This window comes from Streptomyces sp. NBC_00663, assembly GCF_036226885.1.
Taxonomy (GTDB): Bacteria; Actinomycetota; Actinomycetes; order Streptomycetales; family Streptomycetaceae; genus Streptomyces.
Map to the genome: position 1 here is coordinate 602,746 of NZ_CP109027.1, position 25,020 is coordinate 627,765.

Annotated in this window: 24 protein-coding genes and 1 pseudogene; 14 read left to right on the forward strand and 11 right to left on the reverse strand. The window is 72.8% G+C overall.

All coding sequences use genetic code 11. From position 1 onward, the window contains the following. Positions 1 to 268 precede the first annotated feature (268 nt). The 3 genes from OG866_RS02840 to OG866_RS02850 all read left to right on the forward strand — a co-directional run bounded on the left by OG866_RS02840 (position 269) and on the right by OG866_RS02850 (position 2,540). Positions 269 to 1,237 (forward strand): alpha/beta hydrolase, encoded by a 969-nt coding sequence (locus OG866_RS02840; RefSeq protein WP_329331745.1) that lies wholly within the window; start codon positions 269 to 271, stop codon positions 1,235 to 1,237. Between the two features lie 20 nt (positions 1,238 to 1,257). Continuing rightward, positions 1,258 to 1,974 carry an alpha/beta fold hydrolase gene (locus tag OG866_RS02845; protein ID WP_329331746.1) on the forward strand — a complete coding sequence of 239 codons (717 nt, stop codon included), beginning with the start codon at positions 1,258 to 1,260 and terminating at the stop codon, positions 1,972 to 1,974. A 113-nt stretch (positions 1,975 to 2,087) separates the two neighbouring features. After that, positions 2,088 to 2,540, forward strand: coding sequence for a VOC family protein (locus OG866_RS02850; protein WP_329331747.1), 453 nt, complete (start codon positions 2,088 to 2,090; stop codon positions 2,538 to 2,540). Here the strand turns inward: OG866_RS02850 and OG866_RS02855 are convergent. After that, positions 2,537 to 3,100 carry a dihydrofolate reductase family protein gene (locus tag OG866_RS02855; RefSeq protein ID WP_329331748.1) on the reverse strand — a complete coding sequence of 188 codons (564 nt, stop codon included), beginning with the start codon at positions 3,098 to 3,100 and terminating at the stop codon, positions 2,537 to 2,539. The genes OG866_RS02850 and OG866_RS02855 overlap by 4 nt on opposite strands. Positions 3,101 to 3,341: 241 nt before the next feature. On the opposite strand from OG866_RS02855, the gene OG866_RS02860 reads away from it, so the two are divergent. Both OG866_RS02860 and OG866_RS02865 read left to right on the forward strand, forming a co-directional pair. Then, positions 3,342 to 6,341, forward strand: coding sequence for a glycosyl hydrolase (locus OG866_RS02860; RefSeq protein WP_329331749.1), 3,000 nt, complete (start codon positions 3,342 to 3,344; stop codon positions 6,339 to 6,341). A gap of 104 nt (positions 6,342 to 6,445) precedes the next feature. After that, positions 6,446 to 7,093: a dihydrofolate reductase family protein gene (locus OG866_RS02865; RefSeq protein ID WP_329331750.1), complete on the forward strand. Its 648-nt coding sequence runs from the start codon at positions 6,446 to 6,448 to the stop codon at positions 7,091 to 7,093. A gap of 21 nt (positions 7,094 to 7,114) precedes the next feature. On the opposite strand, the gene pgm is transcribed toward OG866_RS02865, so the two are convergent. Then, positions 7,115 to 8,755 (reverse strand): phosphoglucomutase (alpha-D-glucose-1,6-bisphosphate-dependent), encoded by a 1,641-nt coding sequence (pgm, locus tag OG866_RS02870; RefSeq protein WP_329331751.1) that lies wholly within the window; start codon positions 8,753 to 8,755, stop codon positions 7,115 to 7,117. 143 nt (positions 8,756 to 8,898) lie between these two features. Between pgm and OG866_RS02875 the strand changes: the two genes are divergently transcribed. Beyond that, positions 8,899 to 9,534 (forward strand): class I SAM-dependent methyltransferase, encoded by a 636-nt coding sequence (locus OG866_RS02875; RefSeq protein WP_329331752.1) that lies wholly within the window; start codon positions 8,899 to 8,901, stop codon positions 9,532 to 9,534. A gap of 142 nt (positions 9,535 to 9,676) precedes the next feature. Continuing rightward, positions 9,677 to 10,183, forward strand: a complete 507-nt coding sequence (locus OG866_RS02880) for a cupin domain-containing protein (protein WP_329331753.1) — start codon at positions 9,677 to 9,679, stop codon at positions 10,181 to 10,183. 5 nt (positions 10,184 to 10,188) lie between these two features. Here the strand turns inward: OG866_RS02880 and OG866_RS02885 are convergent, their stop codons facing one another. The 3 genes from OG866_RS02885 to lexA all read right to left on the reverse strand — a co-directional run bounded on the left by OG866_RS02885 (position 10,189) and on the right by lexA (position 11,857). Continuing rightward, entirely contained in the window at positions 10,189 to 10,440 is a 252-nt protein-coding gene (locus OG866_RS02885; protein ID WP_329331754.1) for a hypothetical protein, read from the reverse strand. A gap of 343 nt (positions 10,441 to 10,783) precedes the next feature. Continuing rightward, positions 10,784 to 11,179, reverse strand: coding sequence for a GNAT family N-acetyltransferase (locus tag OG866_RS02890; protein ID WP_329331755.1), 396 nt, complete (start codon positions 11,177 to 11,179; stop codon positions 10,784 to 10,786). Positions 11,180 to 11,185: 6 nt separating this feature from the next. Beyond that, the gene (lexA, locus tag OG866_RS02895; RefSeq protein ID WP_329331756.1) at positions 11,186 to 11,857 is read right to left on the reverse strand and encodes a transcriptional repressor LexA; all 672 of its coding nucleotides are present in this window, start codon (positions 11,855 to 11,857) and stop codon (positions 11,186 to 11,188) included. Positions 11,858 to 11,970: 113 nt separating this feature from the next. On the opposite strand from lexA, the gene OG866_RS02900 reads away from it, so the two are divergent. After that, positions 11,971 to 12,660, forward strand: coding sequence for a 2-phosphosulfolactate phosphatase (locus OG866_RS02900; protein WP_329331757.1), 690 nt, complete (start codon positions 11,971 to 11,973; stop codon positions 12,658 to 12,660). Here the strand turns inward: OG866_RS02900 and OG866_RS02905 are convergent. Together OG866_RS02905 and OG866_RS02910 are read right to left on the reverse strand one after the other, a co-directional pair. Beyond that, positions 12,657 to 13,070: a (R)-mandelonitrile lyase gene (locus tag OG866_RS02905; RefSeq protein WP_329331759.1), complete on the reverse strand. Its 414-nt coding sequence runs from the start codon at positions 13,068 to 13,070 to the stop codon at positions 12,657 to 12,659. The genes OG866_RS02900 and OG866_RS02905 overlap by 4 nt on opposite strands. Positions 13,071 to 13,122: 52 nt before the next feature. After that, positions 13,123 to 14,139, reverse strand: coding sequence for a zinc-dependent alcohol dehydrogenase family protein (locus tag OG866_RS02910; RefSeq protein ID WP_329331760.1), 1,017 nt, complete (start codon positions 14,137 to 14,139; stop codon positions 13,123 to 13,125). Positions 14,140 to 14,311: 172 nt separating this feature from the next. Between OG866_RS02910 and OG866_RS02915 the strand changes: the two genes are divergently transcribed. Continuing rightward, a complete protein-coding gene (locus OG866_RS02915; RefSeq protein WP_329331761.1) occupies positions 14,312 to 15,193 on the forward strand; it encodes a helix-turn-helix domain-containing protein in 882 nt (293 codons plus the stop codon). On the opposite strand, the pseudogene OG866_RS02920 reads toward OG866_RS02915, so the two are convergent. Next, positions 15,146 to 15,884, reverse strand: a pseudogene (locus tag OG866_RS02920) (XdhC family protein); the annotation flags it as partial. The gene OG866_RS02915 and the pseudogene OG866_RS02920 sit on opposite strands and share 48 nt — an antisense overlap. Before the next feature lie 220 nt (positions 15,885 to 16,104). On the opposite strand from OG866_RS02920, the gene OG866_RS02930 reads away from it, so the two are divergent. Together OG866_RS02930 and OG866_RS02935 are read left to right on the forward strand one after the other, a co-directional pair. Continuing rightward, complete coding sequence (locus tag OG866_RS02930) at positions 16,105 to 17,532, forward strand: diacylglycerol/lipid kinase family protein (protein ID WP_329331763.1); 1,428 nt, start codon at positions 16,105 to 16,107, stop codon at positions 17,530 to 17,532. Then, positions 17,525 to 18,121, forward strand: a complete 597-nt coding sequence (locus tag OG866_RS02935) for a phosphatase PAP2 family protein (protein ID WP_329331764.1) — start codon at positions 17,525 to 17,527, stop codon at positions 18,119 to 18,121. The genes OG866_RS02930 and OG866_RS02935 overlap by 8 nt, the downstream gene beginning before the upstream one ends. A 23-nt stretch (positions 18,122 to 18,144) precedes the next feature. Here the strand turns inward: OG866_RS02935 and OG866_RS02940 are convergent, their stop codons facing one another. Further along, entirely contained in the window at positions 18,145 to 18,576 is a 432-nt protein-coding gene (locus OG866_RS02940; RefSeq protein WP_329331765.1) for a helix-turn-helix domain-containing protein, read from the reverse strand. 110 nt (positions 18,577 to 18,686) lie between these two features. Here OG866_RS02940 and OG866_RS02945 point away from each other — a divergent pair, with 110 nt between their 5' ends. Beyond that, positions 18,687 to 19,535 (forward strand): class I SAM-dependent methyltransferase, encoded by an 849-nt coding sequence (locus tag OG866_RS02945; protein ID WP_329331766.1) that lies wholly within the window; start codon positions 18,687 to 18,689, stop codon positions 19,533 to 19,535. Positions 19,536 to 19,642: 107 nt separating this feature from the next. Continuing rightward, positions 19,643 to 20,347, forward strand: coding sequence for a GNAT family N-acetyltransferase (locus tag OG866_RS02950; RefSeq protein WP_329331767.1), 705 nt, complete (start codon positions 19,643 to 19,645; stop codon positions 20,345 to 20,347). 19 nt (positions 20,348 to 20,366) lie between these two features. Here OG866_RS02950 and ppdK read toward each other — a convergent pair whose 3' ends face one another. Together ppdK and OG866_RS02960 are read right to left on the reverse strand one after the other, a co-directional pair. After that, complete coding sequence (gene ppdK / locus OG866_RS02955; RefSeq protein WP_329343894.1) at positions 20,367 to 23,054, reverse strand: pyruvate, phosphate dikinase; 2,688 nt, start codon at positions 23,052 to 23,054, stop codon at positions 20,367 to 20,369. A 9-nt stretch (positions 23,055 to 23,063) separates the two neighbouring features. Further along, positions 23,064 to 23,975, reverse strand: coding sequence for a universal stress protein (locus tag OG866_RS02960; protein WP_329331768.1), 912 nt, complete (start codon positions 23,973 to 23,975; stop codon positions 23,064 to 23,066). Positions 23,976 to 24,139: 164 nt separating this feature from the next. On the opposite strand from OG866_RS02960, the gene OG866_RS02965 reads away from it, so the two are divergent. Then, on the forward strand, positions 24,140 to 24,961 hold the full coding sequence (locus OG866_RS02965) for a universal stress protein (protein ID WP_329331769.1): 822 nt from the start codon (positions 24,140 to 24,142) through the stop codon (positions 24,959 to 24,961). The last annotated feature ends 59 nt before the right edge of the window (positions 24,962 to 25,020 follow it).

Here is a 25,020-nt window from a genome sequence, read left to right on the forward strand (position 1 = left end):
GTACAGCCGGACCGACGCCCGTGCACGCCCGCGGCCTCCACCCGCACACGCCCGCGACCCCCACCCGCACACCACCGGACCAACGCCCGTACACGCCCGCAACCCCCACCATGCCCGCCCGCGACCCCCACCCGTACACCACCGGACCAACGCCCGTGCACTGCCGGACCGGCACTGGTGCGCTGTCGGGCAATTCGCCCCGTCCTCGCGCGCTAGCGTCGTCATCGAGGCGCCCGCACAGCGCGTCCGAAACACTGAGGAGAACCACATGTCCGACGTCGTCGAGCCGGTCCAGCCGGTGCTTGAGCCGGCCGCCGCCGCCTTCGCCGGGGCGACCGCCAACCCGCCCTACCTCTTCGAGCTGCCGCCGGCCGAGGGCCGCAAGGCGGTCGACGAGGTGCAGTCCGGGGACATCGCCAAGCCCGCGGTCGACGAGGAGTGGGTCACCGTCCCGGGCGGCCCCACCGGCAGTGTCCGGGCCCGCGTCGTGAAGCCCGAGGGCGCGACCGGCAGCCTCCCGGTGGTCCTCTACATCCACGGCGCGGGCTGGGTGTTCGGCAACGCCCACACCCATGACCGCCTGGTGCGCGAGCTCGCCGTCGGTGCGAACGCCGCCGTGGTCTTCCCCGAGTACGACCTCTCCCCCGAGGTGCGCTACCCGGTGGCCATCGAGCAGAACTACACGGTCGCCAGGTGGGTCGTCGAGCAGGGCGCGTCGAAGGGTCTGGACGCCTCCCGGCTGGCCGTGGCGGGCGACTCGGTGGGCGGCAACATGACCGCCGCGCTGACGCTGATGGCCAAGCAGCGCGGTGATGTGCCGCTGGTCCAGCAGGTGCTGTTCTACCCGGTCACCGACGCGAACTTCGACACGCCCTCGTACCACCAGTTCGCCACCGGCTACTTCCTGCGCCGGGACGGCATGCAGTGGTTCTGGGACCAGTACACGACCGACGAGGCCGAGCGCGCCCAGATCACCGCGTCCCCGCTGCGGGCCACCACCGAGCAGCTCACCGGGCTGCCCCCGGCCCTGGTCATCACCGGTGAGGCGGACGTCCTGCGCGACGAGGGCGAGGCGTACGCCAACAAGCTGCGCGAGGCCGGCGTCGCGGTCACCGCGGTGCGGTTCCAGGGCATCATCCACGACTTCGTGATGCTCAACGCTCTCCGCGAGACCCACGCCGCCGAGGCCGCGATCACGCTGGCCGTCAACACCCTGCGCACCGCGCTGCACGGCTGACCCGAGAAGGAGACCCGCCCATGTCCACCACTCCCACCGTCCTCCTCGTGCACGGCGCCTTCGCGGACGCCGCCAGCTGGTCCGGGGTGATCGAGGAGCTCCAGAAGCACGGCGTCCCCGTCATCGCGCCGCCCAACCCGCTGCGCGGCCTCGCCTCCGACGCCGCCTACGTCGCCTCCGTGGCGGCCCAGATCGACGGCCCGGTCGTCCTCGTCGGCCACTCCTACGGGGGTGCGCTCATCACCGTGGCCGGTGTCACGGAGAACGTGGTCGGTCTGGTCTACGTGGCGGCGTACATCCTCGAAGAGGGCGAGAGCCTCGGCGAGTTGCAGGGGCGCTTCCCGCTCTCCCCGCTCGTCAGCAACCTGAAGGAGTGGACGTACCCGATCCCGGGCGGAGAGCCCGGCGTCGAGGTCACCATCGCCGAGGACGCCTTCCCGTCCGTGTTCGCCGCCGATGTGCCCGCCGACGTCACCAAGGTCCTCGCGGCCGCCCAACGCCCCCTGGCCGCCTCGGCGTTCGAGGAGACCGCGTCGGCCGCCGCGTGGAAGACCAAGCCGTCCTGGGCGCTGGTCGCCGCCGCGGACGAGGCGATCAACCCCGAGGTCGAGCGCTTCGGCGCCAAGCGGGCCGGGGCCACGATCGTGGAACTCGAAGGCGCCTCGCACGCCGTGGCGGTCTCCCGCTCCAAGGAGGTCGCCGACCTCATCCGCGACGCGGTCCGCGCGACGAGCTGACCCGCGCGGAACGGACAGCGGCGCGGCCGGACTTCTGTACTGTGTCCGGCCGTGCCGTTGTCCTTCCCCGGGCGGCGGACAGATGGAACGCACTCCCCCAGGAGGCCCCCGGAATGACGATCCAGCGGATGGACAACGTGCTCATCGTGGTCGACGACCTCGACGCCGTCATCGCGTTCTTCGTCGAACTCGGCATGGAGTGGGAGGGCACGATGCCGGTCGAGGGAGGTTGGGCGGACCGTGTCATCGGGCTCGACGGCGCCCGGCAGGACGTCGCCATGCTGAGGACCCCCGACGGCCACAGTCGACTCGAGCTGACGAGGTTCCACACGCCGAAGGCGCTCGCCTCCGAACCCGCGCACGCACCGGTGAACACGCTGGGCCTGCGGCGCATCATGTTCGCCGTCGACGACCTCCAGGACACCCTCGCCCGCCTGCGCACCCATGGCGCCGAACTCCTCGGCGAGGTCGGGCAGTTCGAGGACAGCTATCTGCTCTGCTACGTCCGCGGACCCGAGGGCCTCATCGTCGGACTGGCCGAGCAGCTCGGCGGACAGGCCGGCTAACGCTTCACGCGGTGGCGGAGGTGGACGACGCCCGAGCCGAAGGTGCGGGTCTCGACGAGTTCGAGGTCCACCCGGCGCTCCTGCCGAGGGAAGTACGGGGTGCCGCCGCCGACCAGTACCGGGTAGACCACGACCTGGTACTCGTCGATCAGACCAGCCGCTGCCGCCTCGGCGGCGAGCGTCGCGCCGCCGATCGCGATGTCGCCCTCCCCCGGCTCGGACCGCAGCCGCTCGATCTCCTCCGCCACACTGCCGGAGGCCAGTCGGGCCCGCCCCTGCACCGTCTTCAGCGTGGTGGAGAACACCACCTTGGGGAGCGGATTCCAGAGCGCGACCCATTCGCGTTCCGCGTCGTCGAGCGAGGTTTCCTGCTCGGCCGTCTCCCAGTAGAGCATCGTCTCGTACAGCCGCCGTCCCAGCAGATGGACGCCGACCTGCCGGATGTCGTCGATCCAGAAGCGGAAGACCTCCTTATCGGGTGCCGTCCAGTTGAACCCTCCGTCCGGCCCGACGATGTAGCCGTCGAGGGAGCAGTTCATCGAATAGGTCACTTTCCGCATCAGAAGTCCTCCTCGGTGCCGGGTTCGACAGTAAGACCGCCGGACGCCGCGGAACTCATCGCGACGCGCACAGCCGGTTTTTCCTCGCACGGATCTTGACGCCGGAGGGACGGCGCGCTTAGCGTTCCGGCGTTTACGGCGTATTGAATCGTTTCAACCAGCGCGTTTCCAACAAGGCGTTTCCATCAAGGCGTTTCACTCAACCCGTTTCCATCGGCTCGATCAGAACCTGGGGCGACACATGCAGAAGCCCGTTCCGCAGCGTGGCGGGATATCCCGGCGTACCGTGCTGGCCGCGGGTGCGGCCACGGCTCTCACCGTGGCGGGCGCGGCGCACGCCGGTGCGGTACCGCTGAACGGCCCGCAGCAGCTGTCCGGCGACTGGTTCGGCACGCCACCGCGCTCCGTGCGTCCCAGGTTCCGCTGGTGGTGGCCGGACGGTCTCGTCGACCCGGCGGAGATCGCCCGCGAGATCGACCAGATCGCCGACGCGGGCTTCGGCGGGGCCGAGATCGCCGCCGTGCACCACAGCATCAAGGACAAGTCCGTCCTCGACACCGCGCACCACGGCTGGGGCAGCGCCCCATGGCGGGAGGGCGTCGAAGCCGCCCTGCGGCAGGCCGCCCGCAGGGGCCTGACCGTGGACCTCACGCTCGGCCCCAGCTGGCCCGTCGCCGTCCCCGGTGTCACCCCCGACGACGAGGCCGCCGCCCGCGAACTCGCCTACGGCCGCGTCTCCGTGCCCGCCGGCACCACCTACCAGGGCCCGGTGCCCGAACCCGTGCGCGCCGCCGCGAGCGGTGTCACCTCGCGCTCTCTGCTCGCCGTCCAGGCGGCCCGCGTCGAGCCCGCCAACGCGACCCGCAAGGAGACCGGCCTCGACCTCGCCGGCGTCCAGGACCTCACCGCCTCCGTGGTCGACGGCGGGCTCACCTGGACGGCGCCGGCCGAGGGCGACTGGGTGCTGCTCTCCTACTGGCAGCGCGGCACCGCGCAACAACCTGAGTCTGGCCCGCACTCCGCCCCGGCCGCCTACGTGGTCGACCACTTCAGCCCGGCCGGCACCGCCGCCGTCACCGGCTTCTGGGAGCGCTCCGTGCTCACCGGCCCCGTGCGCAGGCTGCTCAAGGCCGCCGGCGGCACCTTCTTCGAGGACTCCGTCGAGCTGGAGACCGACTCCCTCGTGTGGACCCCGGCACTGCCCGAGGCCTTCGAGAAGCGCACCGGCCGTTCCCTGCTGCCGTACCTCCCCGCTCTCGTCCTGGACAAGAGCAACCAGGTCTTCGCCTTCGAGGCGCAGGTCACCCGGCAGATCCGGCACGACTTCTGGGAGACCGTCTCCCACCTGTTCAACACCCACCACGTCACCGCCCTGCGGGACTGGGCGCACTCCCTCGGCATGGAGTTGCGGTCGCAGCCGTACGGCCTCCAGACCGACGCCATCGCGTCGGCCGCGCTCCTCGACATCCCCGAGGGGGAGTCGCTCGGCTTCAAGAACCTCGACGACTACCGCTGCCTGGCGGGCGGCCGGGACATGGCCGGGCACACGGTCCTGTCCTGTGAGTCGGGCGCCTACAACGGCTCGGCCTACAGCACGACCTGGGACCGGTTCCTGCGCACCATGGGCGGCGCCTACGCGGCCGGTGTCAACCAGACGGTGGTGCACGGCTTCTCGTACGCCACCGCCCCCGGCGTGAGCTGGCCGGGCTTCGCCGCCTTCAGCCCGTACAACGGCGCCCCCGGCTACGGCGAGTCATGGGGTCCCAGACAGCCGACCTGGCGGCACGCCGGAGACATCGCGGGCTATCTCGGCCGGGTCCACCAGGTGCTGCGGACCGGCACCCCGCGGGTCGACGTCGCCGTCTTCCGGCAGACCGGCTACACCGCCACCGGCATCGGCGCCTCCTGGTTCACCGCGTCCGGCGTGCCGCTCGGCTGGACCCACCAGTTCCTCAGCGGACCGCTCCTCGATCTGCCCAACGCCCGTGTCGCGGAAGGCCGGTTGGCCCCCGACGGCCCCGCCTACAAGGCGCTGTTCGTCGAGGGGGACTTCTTCTACTCCTCGACCCCGACCCTGGCCCTCACCGACGCCCGCAAGCTGCTGAGCCTGGCCCTGGCGGGGCTGCCCATGGTCCTGCTCGGCGCCTTCGACCAGGCCCTGACCCCGGGCGCGCCCGATGCGGACGAGACAAATCGACTGCGCGAGGTCCTCGCGAGCCTCCTCGCCCTGCCGAACGTCCGAAGGGTCACCGACAAGGCCGCCGTCGGTGACGCGCTCGCCGCCCTCGGCGTCACTCCTGACGCCCGGTACGCCACCTCGTCCACCCTCCTCAACTTCCACCGTGTCAGCGGCGACACCGACCTGTTCTACCTCTGCAACGGCAAGCACGCCGAGACGGTCAAGCCGCCCGTCGCCGCCATCGACCACGACATCACCCTGCGCCCGACCAGACGCGGCACGACCGTCCCGTATCTCCTCGATCCCTGGACGGGCGAGGCGACCCGGGTCGGCCGCTATACGGAGGACGACGACGGCATCACCCTGCGCGTCACCCTCGAACCCGGCCAGGCCACGGTCGTCGCCCTCGGGCGCCCCGGCCTCTTCGGGGACCGTAACGGCGACCGGCAGTACGCCGTGGCGAGCGACGCCGACAGCGTGCTCTTCACCGGCCGCGGTCTGGCCGTCCGTGCCACGGCCGCGGGCACGTACACCACCCGGCTGTCCCGCGGCCGTACGGTCACCACCGCCCTGCCCGCCGTGCCCGCACCGGTGTCCCTGGCCGGTTGGCGGCTCGACGTCGAGGACTGGACTCCCGGCGCCGCACCGACCGAGACCGACGTCGTCCGGCGCACGCTCTCCCTCGACGCCCTGCTCCCCTGGTCGCAGATCCCCGAACTGGCCGACTCCGCCGGCATCGGCCGCTACCGCACCACCGTGGACCTGCCCGCCGACTGGTCCGCCGCGCACGGCGCGCACCTCGAACTGGGCGTGGTCAGCGACACGTTCCGGGTCACCGTCAACGGCACCCGGCTGGCCCCCGCCGACCGGCTCCACCCGGCCGTCGACCTCGGCGGCCGGCTGCGGCCCGGGAGCAACGTGATCGAGGTGGAGGTGGCGACGCCCCTCATCAACCGGCTCCGGGTGGCCCAGCCGGCCGTCTTCGGCACGGCCGCCCGTCAGGCGTACGGCCTCTCCGGGCCGGTCCGGCTGGTGCCGTACGTCCAGGGGCTGGTGGACTGACGACGCGCTGGCGGGCGCGTTCCCGGGATTTCGCCGGCTCGCTCAGCGATCCTGGAAGGAGCCACGACGAAGCTCGACCGGAAGAACACGAGGAGCCGCCCGCCATGTCACTCGCCCGCGTCCACAACTTCGCGATCTCGCTCGACGGCTTCGCCACCGGTGAGGGACAGAGCCTCGACGCACCGTTCGGTCACGCCGGTGAACGGCTGCACGAATGGATGTTCGCCACCAGCTGGTGGCACGAGTCGAGCGGCCGCTCCGGCGGGAACAAGGGCGTCGACGACGTGTTCGTGCGGCAGTTCACGCCCGGGATCGGCGCCGAGATCATGGGCTCCCGGAAGTTCGGCCACCCCCAGTGGCACCAGGACCCGGAGTGGAAGGGCTGGTGGGGTCCCAACCCGCCCTTCCACACCCCCACCTTCGTCCTCACCCACCACCCGCGTCCGTCGATCGAGATGGAGGGCGGGACCACCTTCCACTTCCTCGACACCTCGCCCGCCGAGGCGCTGGCGACGGCCCGCGAGGCCGCGGACGGCCAGGACGTACGCATCGGCGGCGGCGCCACCACCATCCGCGACTTCCTCGCGGCCGGACTCATCGACCACCTGCACATCGTGGTCGTACCGATCCTGCTCGGCCGGGGCGTACGCCTCTGGGACGGGCTGGAGGCTCTGGAGAAGGCGTACGACGTCGAGTCCGCGCCCTCCCCCAGCGGGGTCACGCATCTGACGTTCACCCGCAAGGAGTCCTGAGCCGCCCGCCCTCGCGCGGGGTCAGCTGCCCAGTGCGTTCAGCACCACGGCCCTGGCCTCCTCCTGGACCTGCCGCAGATGGTCCGGGCCGAGGAACGACTCCCCGTAGATCTTGTAGACGTCCTCGGTGCCCGAAGGGCGGGCCGCGAACCAGGCGTTGGCGGTGCCGACCTTGATGCCACCGAGGGCGGCGCCGTTGCCGGGCGCCTCGGTGAGGACCGTGGTGACCGGCTCGCCGGCGAGGGTGTCGGCGGTGACCTGGCGCGGGGAGAGCTTGGCGAGCAGCGCCTTCTCCTCGCGGGAGGCGGGGGCGTCCACGCGCGCGTAGGCGGGGGCGCCGAAGCGGTCGGTGAGCTCGGCGTAGTGCCGCGAGGGGGTCCTGCCGGTGACCGCGGTGATCTCGGAGGCGAGCAGGGCCAGCAGGATGCCGTCCTTGTCGGTGGTCCACACCGAGCCGTCGCGGCGCAGGAAGGAGGCGCCCGCCGACTCCTCGCCGCCGAAGCCGAGCGTGCCGTCGGCGAGACCGTCCACGAACCACTTGAAGCCGACCGGGACCTCGACCAGCGGGCGGCCGACGTCCGCCGCGACCCGGTCGATCATGCTGGACGACACCAGCGTCTTGCCGATGCCGGCCCCCGCCGGCCACTGCTCGCGGTGCGAGAACAGATAGGAGATCGCCACCGCCAGATAGTGGTTGGGGTTCATCAGGCCCCCGTCCGGCGTGACGATGCCGTGCCGGTCGGCGTCTGCGTCGTTGCCGGTGGCGATGTCGAAGCGGTCGTTCTGCTCGATGAGCGAGGCCATGGCGTACGGCGAGGAGCAGTCCATGCGGATCTTGCCGTCCCAGTCGAGCGTCATGAAACGCCAGGTGGGATCGGTGAGCGGGTTCACCACCGTGAGGTCGAGCCGGTGCTCCTCGGCGATACGGCCCCAGTAGGCGACCGAGGCGCCGCCCAGCGGGTCGGCGCCGATGCGCACCCCGGCGGACCGGATCGCGTCCAGGTCCAGGACGTTCGGCAGGTCGGCGACGTAGGCGCCGAGGAAGTCGTGGCGACCGGTGCCGGGGGCGGCCAGGGCGCGGGCGTACGGGACACGTCGTACGTCCTTCAGGCCGCCGGTGATGATCTCGTTGGCGCGGTCCTGGATCCAGGAGGTCGCCTCGGAGCCGGCCGGGCCGCCGCTCGGCGGGTTGTACTTGAAGCCGCCGTCGGCGGGCGGGTTGTGCGAGGGGGTGACCACCACGCCGTCGGCGAGGCTGGAGGTGCGGCCCCGGTTGTGGGTGAGGATGGCGAGCGACACCGCCGGGGTGGGTGTGTAGCCGTCCGCCTGGTCGATGAGGACGGTGACGTCGTTGGCGGCGAACACCTCCAGGGCCGTGATCCGGGCGGGTTCGGACAGGGCGTGGGTGTCGGCGCCGAGGAAGAGGGGGCCGTCGGTGCCCTGGGCGGCGCGGTACTCGCAGATGGCCTGGCTGGTGGCGGCGATGTGGTCCTCGTTGAACGCCGCCGCGAGGGACGAGCCGCGGTGCCCCGAGGTGCCGAACGCCACGCGCTGCCCGGGCTCGGCCGGGTCGGGGTGGAGCGCGTAGTACGCCGTGACCAGCCGGGCCACGTCGATGAGGTCCTCGGGCCCGGCGACCTGTCCCGCTCGCGCGTCCTGCATTTCCCCGCTCCTCCGCAAGAGTCGACCGTTGGGTACGGCCCATTCTCCCCTGCCCGGGCCTCGGGGGCGCGCACCGGGCACCCGTTGTGGCAGGTGTACGGCGGATGCGACGATGCGGGCCGACGAGCGAAGGGGACATCGACATGGCGTACGACGACCAACGGCCGCCTGCCGCCGTGCTGTTCGACGCGCTGGGCGCCGACTACGAGAAGGCGTTCGCCCACGCACCCGCGCACCTCGCCGCGCTGGAGTGGCTGGCCGAGCGGCTGCCACCCGCCGCGCGGGTCCTGGACGTGGGCAGTGGCACGGGCCGGCCCACCGCGGCCGTGCTGGTCGCGGCGGGCCACTCGGTGCTGGGCGTCGACATCTCCCCCGTGATGGTCGAACTCGCCGCCCGTCAGGTGCCGGAGGCCGAGTTCCGCCACGCCGACATCCGTGAACTTCCCCTCGACGCGGACGTGTTCGACGGGGTGTGCGTGTTCTTCTCGCTTCTCCAGATGACCCGCGCCGAGCAGTCGGCCGTGCTGGCGCGGCTGGCCGGCGCGCTGAAGCCCGGCGGGCATCTGGTGCTGGCCACCGTGCCCGCGGACGTGGAGGACGTCGAGGTGGTCTTCATGGGCCGCCCGGTCCGCGCGACGAGCTTCGCCGAGGAGGGAGTGACCGCCGTCGTGGAGGCGGCCGGCCTCACCGTCCTGTCCCGGCACCAGCACACCTTCACCCCGGACCATCCGGCCGCGGGACCCGAACCCCACCTGTTCCTGCACTGCCGCCGCGACTGACACCCGCGCCCGCCGCCCGCCGCCCGCGGTACTAGGTCCCCAGCCCTCGTCCCCATCCAGGCCCTGGATCGGCCGCGAGCCCGATGCCGCCGCCCCGACCCGGGAGCCACCCTTGCGGTGAGAGACCGTCAAAGGAGCGCTGATGTCGTACCTCGCCTACCCGGAGCCCCGCTACCACGGCGACAAGGGAGAGGTGAACGCGGCCTTCCGCCCGGCCGACACCCCTCCGGAACTCTCCTCGCCCGGCGGCGCCACCCACTACCTCGCCACGCACGAGTCGACCGGCGGTGAATTCGGGCTCTACAAGGTCGAGTTGGGGGCACGGTCCGCGGGCGCCAAGACGCACTTCCACAAGGCGATCTCGGAGTCCTTCTACATCCTCTCCGGGGAACTCGAGCTCTACAACGGCGAGAAGTGGGTCACCGGCCGCGCAGGAGACTTCCTCTACGTGCCCGTCGGCGGTCTGCACGCCTTCAAGAACGTGACCGACGAGCCCATGTCCATGCTCATGCTCTTCTCCCCCGGCGCGCCGCGCGAGGAGTACTTCGAGCAGGTCGCGGAGATGAGCCGGCGCCCCCGCGAGGAACTCAAGGAGTTCCGCGTCCGGCACGACAGCTACTTCGAGGAGGATCTCGAAGCCGGAGCGTAGGCCCGTTACCGCCGGTCATGCACAAGGGGCGTGACCGCCGAGCAGTTGACCGACATCGTCGCGGTGCGCACCGCTCCCGCCGCGTGGGCGCGGTCGAGCAGCCGGCCGGCGAGGGAGTCCAGCGTGCCGGTGATCTCCTTGGTGCGGGGGAGCACGTGGACGGGAGCGGCGCGTACGAGGGGGAGGGAGGGGTCGGTCAGCTGCGCCGTCAAGGTGGTCTCGAGGAAGCCCGTCAACGCCTGCCACGGGTCGTCCAACGACCGCATGGTCGCCGGCCGCGAGGAGATCTACTTCGGCCACCAGTTCACCTCCAAGGCCGCCCTCTACGTCGACGCGCTGCGCGACCCGGCCGCCCGCCACGCCAGCTTCGAGGTCTACCGCCGCCTGGACGAGACCACCGAGCAGTTCCAGCGCCGGCACAAGGAGGACGGCCCGCTGACCATCCCCGTCCTGGCCCTCGGCGGCGAGTACAGCACCGGCACCGCCCCGGCCGAGGACATGCGCAAGGTCGCCACCGACGTCACCGGAGTCGCCGTCCCCGGCTCCGGCCACTTCCTCGCCGAAGAGGTACCCCGGCTTCCATGGGGCAGGGGGCGGATGTCACAGGGCGATCAGGCCCGCCGCGGTCGCTCTGAAGCCGCAGGCGTCGAAGTAGAAGCTCCGCAGGTCGTCCTCGAAGTCGACATGCAGCCACTCGCACCCGGCCGCGCGGCTCTCCTCGGCCGCTGTCCTGACGAGCGCGGCGCCCACCCCGCTCGCGCGGTTCCGCCGGGCCACGACCGTGTCCAGGAGGAAGGCATGGGCCCCTCCGTCCCAGGCGACGTTCACGAAGCCGACGAGCCGGTCGTCCTCCCAGGCGCAGACCCAGCCGAGGCTGTGTCGTCGTAGTCTCGCCCGCCAGTCCGTCCGCCCGACCGGGTGGCCGAAGCCCTCGGCGTGCAGCTCCTCCAGAGCGGCGTCGTCGACCTCGCCGCGCCACTCGTACCTGATCGTCATCGCCGGTCAGAGGACGCGCAGGACTCCGACCACCTTGCCGAGGATCTGGGCCTGGTCGCCCGGGATCGGCTGGTAGGCGGGGTTGCGGGGCATCAGCCACACCTGTCCGTCCTGGCGGCGGAGCACCTTCACGGTGGCCTCGTCCTCCAGGAGCGCGGCGACGATGTCCCCATGGTCGGCGCTGTCCTGGCGTCTGACGGTCACGATGTCGCCGTCGCAGATCGCCGCCTCGATCATCGAGTCGCCGGACACCGTCAGGGCGAACAGCTCTCCGTCGCCCACGACCTGCCGGGGCAGGGAGTAGACGTCCTCCACCATCTCGTCAGCGAGCAGCGGTGCGCCGGCCGCGATCCGGCCGACGAGGGGCACTTCGACGGGTTCCGCGCCGCGGTGGCCCAGGTCGGGTGCCCAGGAGGGGCGGACCTGGTAGGCGCGGGGGGTGTGGGGGTCGCGGTAGAGAACGCCCTTGCGCTCCAGCACCATCAGCTGGTGGGCGACCGAGGACGTACTGGCGAGTTCCACGGCATGGCCGATCTCGCGCATCGACGGCGGGTAGCCCTGCCGGGCGACGGTCTCGGTGATGTAGCGGACGATGGCCGCCTGGCGGCTCGTCAGCTCTCCTTCGGCGACCCGGGGACCCGGGGGGCGGCCCCGGCGGGCGGGCGCTGTGTTCTCCATCCGGGGCACCTCCGTACAAGATCCTTACGCAATGTGACCATAACCCACCCTCACCCTAATGGGAACACTGATTCGATCGACGGTCCCGGCTCGGTCTCGGCCAGACTGGGGCGATGACTCATCGATTCGTCGGCATCGGGGAGCTCACCGACGTTCCACGCGTCGCGGTGGTGATCGACGTGATGCGGGCCTTCACCGTGGCCGCCTGGGCCTTCTCGCGGGGTGCGGAGCGGATCGTCCTGGCCTCGTCTCGGGAGGAGGCGCTGAGGTTGAAGGCGGCTCGGCCGGGCTGGCTGGCGCTCAAGGACGGCCCACCGGCGGCGGGCTTCGACGCGGTGAACTCGCCGGGACTCGTCAAGTCGGCGGATCTGGCCGGTCGTACGGTGGTGCAGAAGACGACGGCCGGCACCGTGGGCGCGCTGGCGGTCGCCGGCGCTCCCCTGGTCCTGTGCGCGAGCTTCGTGGTGGCGGGCGCGACGGCGCGGTTCCTGCGCGCCGCGGGGCGGGAGCCGGTGACGTTCGTGGTCACGGGTGAGGACGGCCGGGCCGCCGAGGACCTGGCCTGCGCCGAGTACATCGGGCGGCGCATCGCCGGCGGCGACGTCGAGGCGGCTCCGTATCTCCGCCGGGCGCGGACCTCCGGGGCCGCGGGCGAACTCGCCGACGGAGTGCGGCGCGGATACCGGGGGGTTCATCCGGACGACGTCGAACTGTGCCTGGAGGTCGACCGGTTCGACTTCGCGATGGCGGCCCGGCGGGAGGAGTCCCTGCTGGTGCTGCGCCCCCTCCCCCCGTGCCGCTAGCGATTCCGGGTGCGGGGCCCGCCGTACTGCTCGTCGGTGACCGGTTCGGCCCAGGTGGTCTCGGGTGTGCCGTCCGCCTGCCCCTCCCACATGGCCAGGTGTTCCATGAAGCGGTCGGGGGCGGCGCCGTGCCAGTGCTCCTCGCCGGGCGGGCAGGTGACGGTGTCGCCGGGGTGTGCCTCGAAGACGGTCCCGTCGCGGGTGCCGATCAGGGCGACGCCGGAGACGACGTGCAGGGCCTGCCCCAGGGCGTGGGTGTGCCAGTTGGTGCGGGCGCCCGGGGAGAAGCGGACCATGTTGACGCGCATCCGTGACGGTTCCTGCCCGGCGACGATGACGTCCCACCACACGTCGCCGGTGAACCAGTCCGCAGGGGCCTTGCTGCTGGGGTGCTGCTGGGCGAATTCCACGATGCCTCTCGACTGTGCTTGTCGTTTGTGCCGCTGGTGAGTCGGTCGGCCGTCAGGGCCTCAGGAGTGCCTTGATGGCACGGCGTTCGTCCATCGCCCTGTAGCCCTCGGCCACCTGGTCCAGCGGCAGGGTCAGGTCGAAGACCTTGCCCGGGTCGATACGGCCCTCGAAGACGCGCTGGATGAGGTCGGGCAGATAGCCGCGCACCGGTGCCGGGCCGCCGCGCAGGCCGACGTGCGAGAAGAACAGCTCCTGGCCGTCGAAGGCCACGTCGTGCGGGACGCCGACGAAGCCGACGTTGCCGCCGGGGCGGGTGGCCCGCAGCGCCTGCTGCATGGACTGCTGGGTGCCGACGCACTCCAGCACCGAGTCGGCGCCGACGCCGTCCGTGAGGTCCTTGACGCGGGCGATGCCTTCCTCGCCGCGCTCGGTGACGATGTCGGTGGCGCCGAACTCCTGGGCCAGCTTCTGCCGGTCCGCGTGCCGGCTCATCGCGATGATCCGCTCGGCGCCGAGTTCCCTGGCCGCGATGACACCGCACAGGCCTACCGCTCCGTCGCCGACGACGACGGCGGTGGAGCCGGGCCTGACCTCCGCGGCCTGGGCCGCGAACCAGCCGGTGCCCATCACGTCGGACAGGGCCAGCAGGCTGGGCAGGAACTCGTCGGCGGGGTGCTCGGGCGTGGCGACCAGGGTGCCATGGGCATTGGGGATGCGCACGTACTCGGCCTGGCAGGTGCTCATGAACTCGCGGTTCACACAGTTGGACTGGTAGCCCGCCCGGCAGTTGGCGCAGGTGTTGTCGGAGGTGGCGAACGAGCCGATGACGAACTGGCCCGGCCTGACGTGGGTGACCTCGCTGCCGACCTCCTCGACGACCCCGACGTACTCGTGGCCCATCGGGTGCGGCTGGTCCACGGGTTCCGCTCCGCGGTAGGGCCACAGGTCCGAGCCGCACACACAGGTCACGACGGTGCGGATCACGGCGTCGGTGGGCTTGATGATCCTCGGTTCGTCGACCTCCTCGAAACGGACGTCGCCGGGGGCATGGATGACAGCTCCGCGCATGGTGGTGCTTCCTTTGCTGCGAGGGGGCGGGCGCCGCGGCCCGGGGGGCTGGGCCACGGCTCGGAATCGAGCCTCACACGCGGGAGCGGGTGGCAAAAGCGGAGAGATCCATCCTGGGAGGGAAACATCCCGGGAGGAAACTCTCCCCCCTTTCCGGGATGCGATCGGTGCCATGCTGGGGAGCATGACCAGCAATGTTCCCCTCAATGAGCTGGGAGAATTCCTCAAGAGGCGCCGCTCGGAACTGAGCCCGCGGACGGTCGGGCTGCCGGAGACCGGCCGCACCCGCCGGGTCGCCGGGCTCCGCCGCGAGGAGGTCGCCCAGCTCGCCTCCATCAGCACCGACTACTACACGCGGCTCGAACAGGGCCGGATGCAGGCCTCGGCGCCCGTGCTCGACGCCCTGGCCCAGGTACTCCACCTGGACGACGACGAACGCGGCTACCTCTTCCAGCTCGCGGGCAAGCCGGCCGTACGCACCCGCCGCCGGGGCCGGCAGAAGGTCCAGCCCCAGCTCCAGCGTGTCCTGGACGACCTGACCGCCACGCCCGCGCTCGTGCAGGGCAGGCGTGGGGACATCCTGGCGTGGAACGCGCTGGCCGCCGCCCTGGTCATCGACTTCTCCCGGATCCCGGAGAAGCACCGCAACTACCCGCGCATCCAGTTCACCGAACCGGCGATGCGCACCTTGTACGCCGACTGGGAGGCCTCGGCCCAGATCTCCGTGGCGCAGCTGCGGATGGAGGCGGCGAAGTACCCCGAGGATCCGCGGCTGATCGAGCTGGTCGGGGAACTGTCCACCAGGGACGTCCAGTTCGCGAAGTGGTGGGGCGCGCACCGGGTGGCCGCCCGGACGGTGGGGACGAAGACGCTCAACCATCCGGTGGTGGGTGAACTGGTCCTGGACTGGGACACGTTGACCGCCAACACCGATCCCGACCAGCATCTGACCGTCTGGACCGCCGCCCCCGGTTCGCCGACGCACGACCGGCTGCGCATCCTCGCCTCATGGGCCGCCGAGCAGAAGATGCCGGCTTCGCCGTCCCCGGCCTGAGCCCGGCGCCGGCGGCGGCCGGTGGATGGGGCCCGTGGCCCGGTTCGCGCAGGCGATGATCTCGACGGTGATGGAGACGGCCGTCTCCTCGGGGGTGCGGGCGCCGAGGTCGAGACCGATCGGCGACCGCAGCCGGGTCAACCGGCCCTCGGTGACCCCGACTTCGCGCAGACGGCGCAGGCGCTCGGCGTGGGCGCGCCGGGAGCCCATGGCGCCGACGTAGCCGACCGGCAGGGCGAGAGCGAGCCCGGAGCAGGGGGATGTCGAACTTGGCGTCGTGGGTGAGGACACAGACGGCCGTACGGTCGTCCACCCGCGTGCCTTCCAGGTAGCGGTGGGGCCAGTCGACGACTACCTCGTCCGCGTGCGGGAAGCGGGCCTCGGTGGCGAAGACGGGGCGCGCGTCGCACACCGTGACGCGGTAGCCGAGGAACCGGCCGGTCTGGCTGAGGGCGGCGGCGAAGTCGACCGCGCCGAAGATCAGCATGCGGGGCCGGGCCGCGTGGACATGGACCAGCACCTACAGCCGCTCGGTGCAGGTGGCGGCGTCCCCGCCGACCTCGGCGCGGGCGGTGCGCCCGGTCCGCAGCAGCGCGCACGCCGACGCGCCGACCTCCCGGCGCGCCGCTCCGGCCAACGGCCCGTCATGGACGCCGCCCGCCGTGTCGACGTACAGCATCCCGCCGACCAGTTGAACAGCACACGTTCCACCTCGCCCGCCACCAGGTCGTAGCCGCCCTCGACGGCCACGGTCGCGGGTGCTTCATCGTGCCGCGTGAACCGCGTTCACGGCAGCCCAGCTGAGCAACTGGCACCGGAGCGGAGCAAAGGGACTGCGGTCGGGCGATCATTGCGGAGAGAATGGCACCGACCGGCCCAGACCTGGGATCTCACGAATCGCCCGGAGCAGCATGAACACGGCCCCCTCGACGCACCGCACGGAGCCGGGCGGCTCCGACGGACGGGCGCGGGCCCTGGCCCGGCTCGCGCTGCTCTGTCTGGCGGGTGCCGTCGCGGCCGTGGCGGCAGGTGCGGGCCAGATCCTCATCCTGCTGCTGGGCCTGGGCGGACTGGGGCTGGCCGGTGCCGGGATCTGGTGGGCACTGGCGCACCGGGGGCTGCCGCGGCTGTGCGGCGCGCTCCTGGCCGTCGCCGCGCCGGTGGGCGTTCTCGTCCTGTACGCCGTCTCGGGGCTGTGGCTTTACGCGGTGGCGGCGCTCGGAGCGTGGGCCGCGGCGCTGGCCTGCGCCAGGAGCGCGCTGCGTCGGCGGCGCAGACCGCACGGCATGCGCTCGCGTTCCGTACGGCCGCCCAGCCGACCCGTGCTGATCATGAACCCGCGGTCGGGTGGCGGGAAGGTCGCCCGGCATGAGCTGGTGGAGAGGGCCGAGACGCTGGGCGCCCGGGTCATCCTGCTGGACCTGGACCCGGACCCGGACCCGGACTCCGGGGCCGAGGCCGGGGCCCCCGGGGTCGCCGACCGCCCCCGTCCTGATCCCGCGGCGCTGGCCCGGCAGGCCGTCGCCGAGGGGGCGGATCTGCTCGGCGTGGCCGGCGGCGACGGCACGCAGGCGCTGGTCGCGGAGGTGGCCGCGGCGCACGGCGTACCGTTCATGGTCCTGGCCGCCGGGACCCGCAACCACTTCGCGATGGACCTGGGCCTGGACCGCACCGACCCGGCGAGCGGCCTGGACGCCCTCACGGACGGCGTGGAACTCCGTGTCGACCTGGGCGACGTGGCCGGACGGCCGTTCGTCAACACGGTCTCTTTCGGGGCGTACGCCGAGATCGTGCAGAGCCCCGACTACCGCGACGCGAAGGCCGTCACCGCGCTCGACCAGCTGCCGGACCTGCTGACCGGCGAGGCCTCCGCCAAGCTTCAGGCCCGGGCCGACGACGAACCGCTCCCGGTGCCGCAGGCGCTCTTGGTGAGCAACAACCCCTATGTCCTCGCCGACCCGCTGGGCGCGGGGCGCCGAGCGCGGCTCGACGCGGGTCGCCTGGGTGTGGTGGCCGTCCGGATCGAGGGTGCCGCCCAGGCCGCCGAGCTGGCGTTCCGGGGCGAACGGGCCAGCGGTATCACCTCGTTGACCGCACGACGGGTCACCGTCGAGGCCGACGCCGGCCTCATCGCCGTAGCGGTGGACGGGGAGGCGCTCACCCTGCCGCCGCCCGTGGTGTGCACGGTGCGGCCCGGGGTGCTGCGGGTCCGGGTGCCCCGGCACCGGCCCGGCGCGCCCTACATAGCGCCGTCCGTGGACTGGCGGCGCATCGTCCGCCTCGCCTTCGACCGCCCTTCCCCGACCACCGGCACGACGCAGGAGCACAGCGATGCCTGACCGCCCCCAGCCCGATCACGGCGCTCCCCGAGCGCTGCTGCGCGATCTCGCCGCCCTCGACCAGGCGCTCTACGAGGCCGTGACGGTCACCCACACCCCGACCCTGGACCACGCCCTGCGCCGGCTGTCCGCGGCGGCCGACCACTCCAAGATCTCGTTCGCGGTGGCCGGCCTGCTCGCCCTGTGCCCCGGCCGGCCGCGCCGTGCCGCGGCCCTCGGGGTCGCGGCGATCGGCGTCGCGTCGACGACGGCGAATCTGCTCGGCAAGCGGCTGGTGCGCCGGCACCGTCCGCACCGGGCCGAGGACTCGCCGTTTCCCGGGCGGCACGTACCCATGCCGAAGTCCGCGTCGTTCCCCTCCGGCCACACCGCGTCGGCCGTCGCCTTCGCGGCCGCCGTCGGTCCCGTCCTCCCGGTCTCCACGGTTCCGCTCGGTCTGCTCGCCTGCGCGGTCGGCTATTCCCGCGTCCACACCGGCGTGCACTACCCGGGCGACGTCATCGCGGGCGCCGTCCTGGGCACCGGCGCGGCGGCCGTCATCCTCGCCGCCACCGGCTGGGACGGCCCGCTCCGCACCCGCCTGCGCTGATGCCGGCCGCGGCCGGGGCGGGATCAGCGGGGCCCGGGTGTGCGCTTTCTCGGCGGGGTCACGGCGCCCGTCGCCGCGGCCGCGAGGAGGCCGCGGAAGGTGGGGCATTCCAGGTGGCTCGGCGCGGGGCAGGCCGCGGCGTGCCGCAAGGAATCGCGCAGGACGGTCAGTTCACTGATCCGGGCCTCCAGTTCGTCCGCCTTGGCCGCGAGCATCCCCCGGTCGATGTCGGGCTGTCCGTCGGCCGCGAACGTGCGCGCGATCTCGTCGAGCGAGAACCCCGCGGTGCGCCCCAGCGCGATCAGCGCGAGGCGCTCGATGACATCGGGGTCGTACTGGCGGCGCAGACCCCGTCTTCCGCAGGAGGCGATCAGGCCCTTCTCCTCGTAGTACCGCAGCGTCGAGGCGGGGACGCCCGCGCGTCGGGCCACCTCGCCGATGTCCAGGACTGTCATCTCGTTTGACCTCAAGTCGACTTGAAGTAGCACGCTGTCATTCCGAACCCGCCGTTGGCAAACCCCTTCGTCGGCAGCTCTTCGCCGACCAGCAAGGACAGGAGACGATCATGGAGATGAAGCACCCCACCGAGGGCGAGCAGCCGGAACGCTGGGGCGGTCGCGCCGGTCATGTCTGGGTCGAGAAGCGGGAGTTGCTGGACGGGCTGCTCAAGCCCTTGGAGGAGGTGCTCGTCGAGGGGCTGCCCACCGGGGCCGGGGGCCGGGTGCTCGATGTCGGCTGCGGCACCGGGAGCACCACGGTGGCCGTCGCCCGGCGGCTCGGCCCCGATGGACGGTGCGTCGGCGTCGACATCTCCGAACCGATGATCGGCGCCGCCCGGGACCGCGCGGCGGAGGCGGGCGTGGCGGCGGCGTTCGTCGTGGCGGACGCGGCGGACCATCCCTTCGAGCCGGCGGCCTTCGACGCCGTCGTCTCGCGCCTCGGTGTGATGTTCTTCGACGACTCGGTACGGGCCTTCACCCACCTCCGGCGCGCCGCGCGGGACGGGGCCCGGCTGCGCTTCGTCGCCTGGCGGGGCGCCGACGAGAACCCGTTCATGACCACGGCCGAACGGGCCGCCGCCCCGCTCGTCCCCCAGCTTCCGGCCCGACGGCCGGACGGCCCCGGCCAGTTCGCCTTCGCGGACGCGGACCTGGTCCGCGGCGTCCTGGCCGACAGTGGGTGGGGTGACATCGACATCCGGCCGGTCGAACTGCCCTGCGTACTGCCGACGAGCGAGCTGGTGGGCTACTTCACCAAGCTCGGCCCCCTCGGGATGATCCTTCCCGACCTGGACGAGGAGACCCGGCCGCGCGTCGTCGAGACGGTCCGCGCCGCCTTCGAACCCTTCGTGCACGGTCCCGAGGTCCGCTTCACGGCGGCCTGTTGGCTGGTGGACGCCAGGGCGACGGTCTAGGGGTCCGTCCACCCGCACGGCGTGGTGCTCGGGCTGTTCTCTGTGGAGTGGGCCGTACCATGCCGGGGGCCGTTCCGGCCGACCTGCGCGCGACGAAAGGCCCCAGGATGACGAACCGTGACGCTGCCGTGCTCGACGACCCGGTGGGTTCGTCACTCGGCGGTCACCACGCTCATCTCGCCCAGCGGCTCGGCCGGGTTGCAACGTACGCGCCGGGGGTCGCGACCTTCTCCGCGGTGCCCGCCGACGCGGAGGCGAGGGACTGGGCCGATCTGGCCCAACTGCTCGGGGGCGGGCAGTTCGCCGATCTGTTCAGCTGCCCGCTCACCCCGCCGGCGGAGTGGGAGCCGGTCTTCGTCCTGGAGGGTCGGCAGCTGATCCGGCCCGGCGGTGACTCGGTCGAGCGGGCGGACGACGTGAGCGGTGCCGAGATGGTGGAACTGGGGGCGGCGGACGTCCCCGAGATGCTCGACCTCGTCACCCGGACCGAACCGGGTCCGTTCTGGCCCCGCACCCACGAGCTGGGCACTTACCTGGGCATCCGCGACGGCGGTCGGTTGGTGGCCATGGCGGGTGAACGGCTCCGGCCGCCGGGCTGGACCGAGATCAGCGCGGTGTGCACGGCCCCCGAGGCCCGCGGACGCGGCCACGCGCGGCGCCTGATCGGCGCGCTCGCCGCACGCATCCGGTCCCGCGACGAACGCCCCTTCCTCCACGTGGCCGAGACGAACACCGGTGCGCTCGCGCTGTACGAACGACTCGGCTTCGAGAGCCGGAAGCACGTCACCTTCCGGGGGTTCCGCACGCCGTGACGGTCCCCCGAGGGGGATGTCATCGGCTGTCGCTGCTCCCGGTCCGGTCCGCCACGGCCGCCCGGCCCGCCTCCAGCCGGGCCGCCGGAATGCGGAACGGCGAGCAGGAGACGTAGTCCAGGCCCGCTCGGTGGAAGAAGTGGATCGATGCCGGGTCGCCGCCGTGCTCACCGCACACGCCCGTCTCCAGACGGGGGTTGACCTCCCGGCCGGACCGCGCCGCCAGCTCCACCAGGCGGCCGACACCCTCCTGGTCGATCGTCTCGAACGGCGACGTCGTGAACACACCCTTGTCCAGGTACAGCGGGAAGAACGAGGCCTCGGCGTCGTCGCGGGACAGACCCCAGGTCGTCTGGGTGAGGTCGTTGGTGCCGAAGGAGAAGAAGTCGGCCGCCTCGGCGATGTGCCCGGCGGTGAGGGCGGCGCGCGGCAGTTCGATCATCGTGCCGATGGGCAGGTCGAGCACAGTGCCGGTCTCCGCCGCGACTTCGGCCAGCACGCGCTCCGTCTCCGCCCTCGCCAGGCGCAGTTCCTCGACCGTGGCGACGAGCGGGATCATGATCTCGGCGCGCGGGTCGCCGCCGTCGCGCCGGCGCCGGACCACGGCCTCCGCGACGGCCCGCACCTGCATGGCCATCAGTCCGGGCACGGCGAGGCCCAGACGGACCCCGCGCAGGCCCAGCATGGGGTTCTGCTCATGCATCCGCTCGACGGCGTGCAGCAGGGCCCGGTCGTGCGGGTCCGGATTCGCCCGGGAGGCGAGGCGGACGGCGAGTTCGGTGCGGTCCGGCAGGAACTCGTGCAGCGGCGGGTCGAGCAGCCGGATCGTCACCGGCAGGCCGTCCATCGCCTCAAGGATGCCGGTGAAGTCGGCGCGCTGCAACGGCAGCAGGGCCGCCAGCGCCTTCTCCCGTGCGGTGTCGTCGCCGGCCAGGATCATCGCCTCGACCAGCGTCCGGCGTTCGCCGAGGAACATGTGCTCGGTGCGGCACAGTCCGATGCCCTGGGCGCCGAGGGCGCGGGCGCGGACGGCGTCCTGGGGGGTGTCGGCGTTGGCCCGCACCTGAAGGCGGCGTACGGAGTCGGCGTGCGCGAGGGCCGCCAGCACGGCCCGGGTCAGGGACCCGGTGCCGGTGCCGTTCTCCAGGGCGCGGCCGACCTCGGACGCGGTGAGCCGCAGCGCCCCTTGGTGGACGGTACCGGCGGTGCCGTCGACGGAGACGATGTCGCCCTCGCGTACGACGACGCCGTCGGCGGTGGTGAACCGCCGGGCCACCGGGTCGACATCGAGGCCGTCCGCGCCGCACACACAGACCTTGCCCATGCCGCGGGCGACGACTGCGGCGTGGCTGGTCTTGCCGCCCCGGCTGGTCAGGACGGCCTCCGCGGCGATCATGCCGGGCAGGTCGTCGGGGGTGGTCTCCCGGCGGACCAGGACCGTCCGCTCACCGGCGGCGGCTCGTCGTACGGCCGCGGCGGAGTCGAAGACGACGGCGCCGACCGCCGCCCCGGGCGCGGCGGGCACGCCGTGGGCGATGGGCACGTCGGCGGCGGTGGTGGCGAAGCGGGGGAACATCAGCCGGGTCAGTTCCGTGCCGTCGACCCGGATCAGGGCCTCGTCGGCGCTGATGGCGCCGTCCTCGCGCAGGTCGTGGGCGATACGGAAGGCCGCCTCGGCGGTGCGCTTGCCGACGCGGGTCTGCAGGATCCACAGCTTGCCGCGTTCGACGGTGAACTCGACGTCGCACAGGTCGCGGTAGTGGCCCTCCAAGGTGCGCAGATGGTCGCCGAGTTCGACGTAGGCGCGCGGGTCGATCGACTTCAGCGAGCTGAGCGGCAGGGCGTCGCGGACGCCCGCGACGACGTCCTCGCCCTGGGCGTCGGGCAGATAGTCGCCGTACATGCCGCCGCGGCCGGTGGCGGGGTCCCGGGTGAAGGTGACACCGGTGCCCGAGTCGGGGCCGAGGTTGCCGAAGACCATTGCCTGGACGTTGACGGCGGTGCCGAGGCCGTCCGGGATGTGCTCTCGGCGGCGGTAGACACGGGCGCGTTCGCCGTTCCAGGAGTCGAAGACCGCACGGATGGCGCGGGCCAGCTGGTCGGCGGGGTCCTGCGGGAATTCCTCGCCCGTCTCCCGGCGGATGAGGTCCTTGAACTCCTCGGTGAGGGCGACGAGTTCGCCGGTGTCGAGGTCGTGGTCGTCGGCCGTGCCGCGCCGGGCCTTGTGGGCGGCGATGGCCTCCTCGAACAGGTCGCCGTCCACGCCCAGCACGGTGCGGCCGAACATCTGGATCAGCCTGCGGTACGAGTCCCAGGCGAACCTCTCCTGTCCCGAGGCCTTGGCGAGGCCGGTGACGGACCGGTCGTTGAGGCCGATGTCGAGGATGGTCTCCATCATGCCGGGCATCGAGAAGCGGGCGCCCGAGCGCACGGACACCAGCAGCGGGTCGTCGGGAGCGCCGAGGGTGCGGCCCATCGCGCGCTCCAGGGCGACGAGGGCGGTGGCGGCCTCGACGGCGAGCTCGGGCGGCTCCGCGCCGGTGGCCAGGTAGACCTTGCAGGCCTCGGTGGTCACGGTGAAGCCGGGCGGCACGGGCAGACCCAGCCGGGTCATCTCGGCGAGCCCGGCGCCCTTGCCGCCGAGCAGGTCGGCGAGGTCGCGACCGCCCTCGGCGAATGCGTAGACGTACTTGACCGGCGCGTTCATCATGGCCTCTCAGTCGTGAGGGACGACGGCCACAGGGCAGCCGACGTGGTGGATGGCGGCATGCGCGACGGGCCCGGTGCGCGGCCCCGCCGGGCGGTCGGTGACGCGACGGCCCACGACCAGCAGGCTCGCCCCGGACGCGGCGCGCACTAGCACGGACTGGGGACGGCCCTCGGTGACGGTCTCGACGACGTCGGCCTCGGGGTACTTCTCGCGCCACACCTGAAGGACGGCGGTCATGAAGCCGAGCCATTCGTCCGCGCGCCGCGGTTTTTGCACCAGGCCGATGTCCCCGGGGCCGAGCGCGATGGCCGAGGGCTGCTGCCAGGCGTGGACGACACGCAGCCGGGCGTGATGCAGCCGGGCGGCCTCGAAGGCGAACTCGATCACCTCGTCGCACGGGTCGCCGAGGTCGAGACCGAGGACCACGTCCCGGCCGGGGGTGCGGGTGGAGTCACGGGCGGAGTCCTGGCCGCGGGCGGCCGGAACGTGCTCGTCCGTCGCCGTCTCGTCCGCGCGCACGAGCACGACGGGGCGGGCGGCCCGGGCCACCACACCGAGAGCCACGGAGCCGACCACGAACCCGGTGAAGCCGCTCAGGCCGCGCGAGCCCAGCACCAGCAGGTCGGCCCGGGCGGCCGCGCGCAGCAGGGCGGCGGTCGCGGGCCCTTCGACCTGTTCCTCCTCGACGCCGACGCCGGGGCAGGTGCGCTGAATGCGTTCCTCGGCCCGGTGCAGGCAGCGCCGGGCCAGATGCCGTTGGGCGGCCGTGGCGGGCTCGCCGTCCTGGCGGGGGTGCCAGTTCCACACGTGCACCAGCTTCAGCGGCCGGTTTCGGCGCACCGCCTCCCGGGCCGCCCACTCGGCCGCGGCGAGGCTCTCGGCGGAACCGTCGACTGCGGCGATGACGGGTGCGAGCATGGCGCGCACCTCCCTGCGGTCGTCCACTGCTCTTCTCCAGCGTCGCCCCGTCGGCTACCGGCAGCTATGGGCCCCGGGGGCCCGTTCCGGGTCCGTTCGGCCCCCTGCGCGGGGTGTGGGCGCCCGGTCAAGGTGGAGGTCGCGGCTCCGAAAGGCGGCACACCATGGGCCGAACGATCATCACCGGCGTCGACCGGTCCGCTCGCAGCAGGGCTGCGGCCGACTGGGCGGCGCGCGAGGCCGTCCTGCGCGGCCTGCCCCTGCACGTGGTCCACGTGACCGCGCCGGACGACCCGGCGGCGGACGAGCGGCCGTACCGTCCGGAGACGGTGGCGGACCGGGTGTTCGCCGAGCTCGTGCAGCGTCACCCCGAACTGGCGGGCCGCGCCGGCACCCTCGACGGTGCGCCCGTGCCGGTCCTGCGCGCGCTCGCGGCGGACGCGGAGCTGCTGGTGATCGGCCTGCGCGGCGAAGGCGGCCACGCCGGTGTCGCCGTCGGGTCGACCGCCGCGGCGCTGGCCGTGGACTGCCCCGGTCCGGTCGTCCTGGTGCCCGGCACGCACGCCGGTGGGGAGTGGTCGGGCCGGGCCGACGGAGTGACGGTGGGGATCGATGCCCGCAACCCGGTGAAGCCCGCGGTCGACCTCGCCTTCGAGGCGGCCCGGCTGCGCGGTGTGCGGCTGCACGCGGTGCACGCCTGGGCGTTTCCCCCGCAGGCGCCGCGCTCGCCCTTCCCGGTGCTGGAGGAGGACCGCGCGACCTGGGAGGACCAGGAGGTGCAGCTGCTGTCCGACGCGCTGCGGCCGTGGCGCGGCACGTATCCGCACGTCGACGTCCTGGAGGACGTGGTGCTGTTCACGCCGGCCGAGGCGCTCGCGCACACGGCCCGCAACTGCGGCCTCGTGGTCGCCGGACGCCGCTCGGGCGGCATCGCGCTCGCGCTGCTGGAGCACGCACACTGCCCGGTCGCCGTCGTGCCCGCGTGAGCCCGGTCGGCCCTCGCGCCCGGGCCGTTCGGCCCCTGTGGGGCACAGTGGCCGCGCCG

What these genes read in the sequence shown, in the direction of transcription:
- OG866_RS02840 (WP_329331745.1), top strand. Translation starts at nt 269, where the DNA reads ATGTCCGACGTCGTCGAGCCGGTCCAGCCGGTGCTTGAGCCGGCCGCC.
- OG866_RS02845 (WP_329331746.1), top strand. Translation starts at nt 1,258, where the DNA reads ATGTCCACCACTCCCACCGTCCTCCTCGTGCACGGCGCCTTCGCGGAC.
- OG866_RS02850 (WP_329331747.1), top strand. Translation starts at nt 2,088, where the DNA reads ATGACGATCCAGCGGATGGACAACGTGCTCATCGTGGTCGACGACCTC.
- OG866_RS02855 (WP_329331748.1), bottom strand. Translation starts at nt 3,100, where the DNA reads ATGCGGAAAGTGACCTATTCGATGAACTGCTCCCTCGACGGCTACATC.
- OG866_RS02860 (WP_329331749.1), top strand. Translation starts at nt 3,342, where the DNA reads ATGCAGAAGCCCGTTCCGCAGCGTGGCGGGATATCCCGGCGTACCGTG.
- OG866_RS02865 (WP_329331750.1), top strand. Translation starts at nt 6,446, where the DNA reads ATGTCACTCGCCCGCGTCCACAACTTCGCGATCTCGCTCGACGGCTTC.
- pgm (WP_329331751.1), bottom strand. Translation starts at nt 8,755, where the DNA reads ATGCAGGACGCGCGAGCGGGACAGGTCGCCGGGCCCGAGGACCTCATC.
- OG866_RS02875 (WP_329331752.1), top strand. Translation starts at nt 8,899, where the DNA reads ATGGCGTACGACGACCAACGGCCGCCTGCCGCCGTGCTGTTCGACGCG.
- OG866_RS02880 (WP_329331753.1), top strand. Translation starts at nt 9,677, where the DNA reads ATGTCGTACCTCGCCTACCCGGAGCCCCGCTACCACGGCGACAAGGGA.
- OG866_RS02890 (WP_329331755.1), bottom strand. Translation starts at nt 11,179, where the DNA reads ATGACGATCAGGTACGAGTGGCGCGGCGAGGTCGACGACGCCGCTCTG.
- lexA (WP_329331756.1), bottom strand. Translation starts at nt 11,857, where the DNA reads ATGGAGAACACAGCGCCCGCCCGCCGGGGCCGCCCCCCGGGTCCCCGG.
- OG866_RS02900 (WP_329331757.1), top strand. Translation starts at nt 11,971, where the DNA reads ATGACTCATCGATTCGTCGGCATCGGGGAGCTCACCGACGTTCCACGC.
- OG866_RS02910 (WP_329331760.1), bottom strand. Translation starts at nt 14,139, where the DNA reads ATGCGCGGAGCTGTCATCCATGCCCCCGGCGACGTCCGTTTCGAGGAG.
- OG866_RS02915 (WP_329331761.1), top strand. Translation starts at nt 14,312, where the DNA reads ATGCTGGGGAGCATGACCAGCAATGTTCCCCTCAATGAGCTGGGAGAA.
- OG866_RS02930 (WP_329331763.1), top strand. Translation starts at nt 16,105, where the DNA reads ATGAACACGGCCCCCTCGACGCACCGCACGGAGCCGGGCGGCTCCGAC.
- OG866_RS02935 (WP_329331764.1), top strand. Translation starts at nt 17,525, where the DNA reads ATGCCTGACCGCCCCCAGCCCGATCACGGCGCTCCCCGAGCGCTGCTG.
- OG866_RS02940 (WP_329331765.1), bottom strand. Translation starts at nt 18,576, where the DNA reads ATGACAGTCCTGGACATCGGCGAGGTGGCCCGACGCGCGGGCGTCCCC.
- OG866_RS02945 (WP_329331766.1), top strand. Translation starts at nt 18,687, where the DNA reads ATGGAGATGAAGCACCCCACCGAGGGCGAGCAGCCGGAACGCTGGGGC.
- OG866_RS02950 (WP_329331767.1), top strand. Translation starts at nt 19,643, where the DNA reads ATGACGAACCGTGACGCTGCCGTGCTCGACGACCCGGTGGGTTCGTCA.
- ppdK (WP_329343894.1), bottom strand. Translation starts at nt 23,054, where the DNA reads ATGAACGCGCCGGTCAAGTACGTCTACGCATTCGCCGAGGGCGGTCGC.
- OG866_RS02960 (WP_329331768.1), bottom strand. Translation starts at nt 23,975, where the DNA reads ATGCTCGCACCCGTCATCGCCGCAGTCGACGGTTCCGCCGAGAGCCTC.
- OG866_RS02965 (WP_329331769.1), top strand. Translation starts at nt 24,140, where the DNA reads ATGGGCCGAACGATCATCACCGGCGTCGACCGGTCCGCTCGCAGCAGG.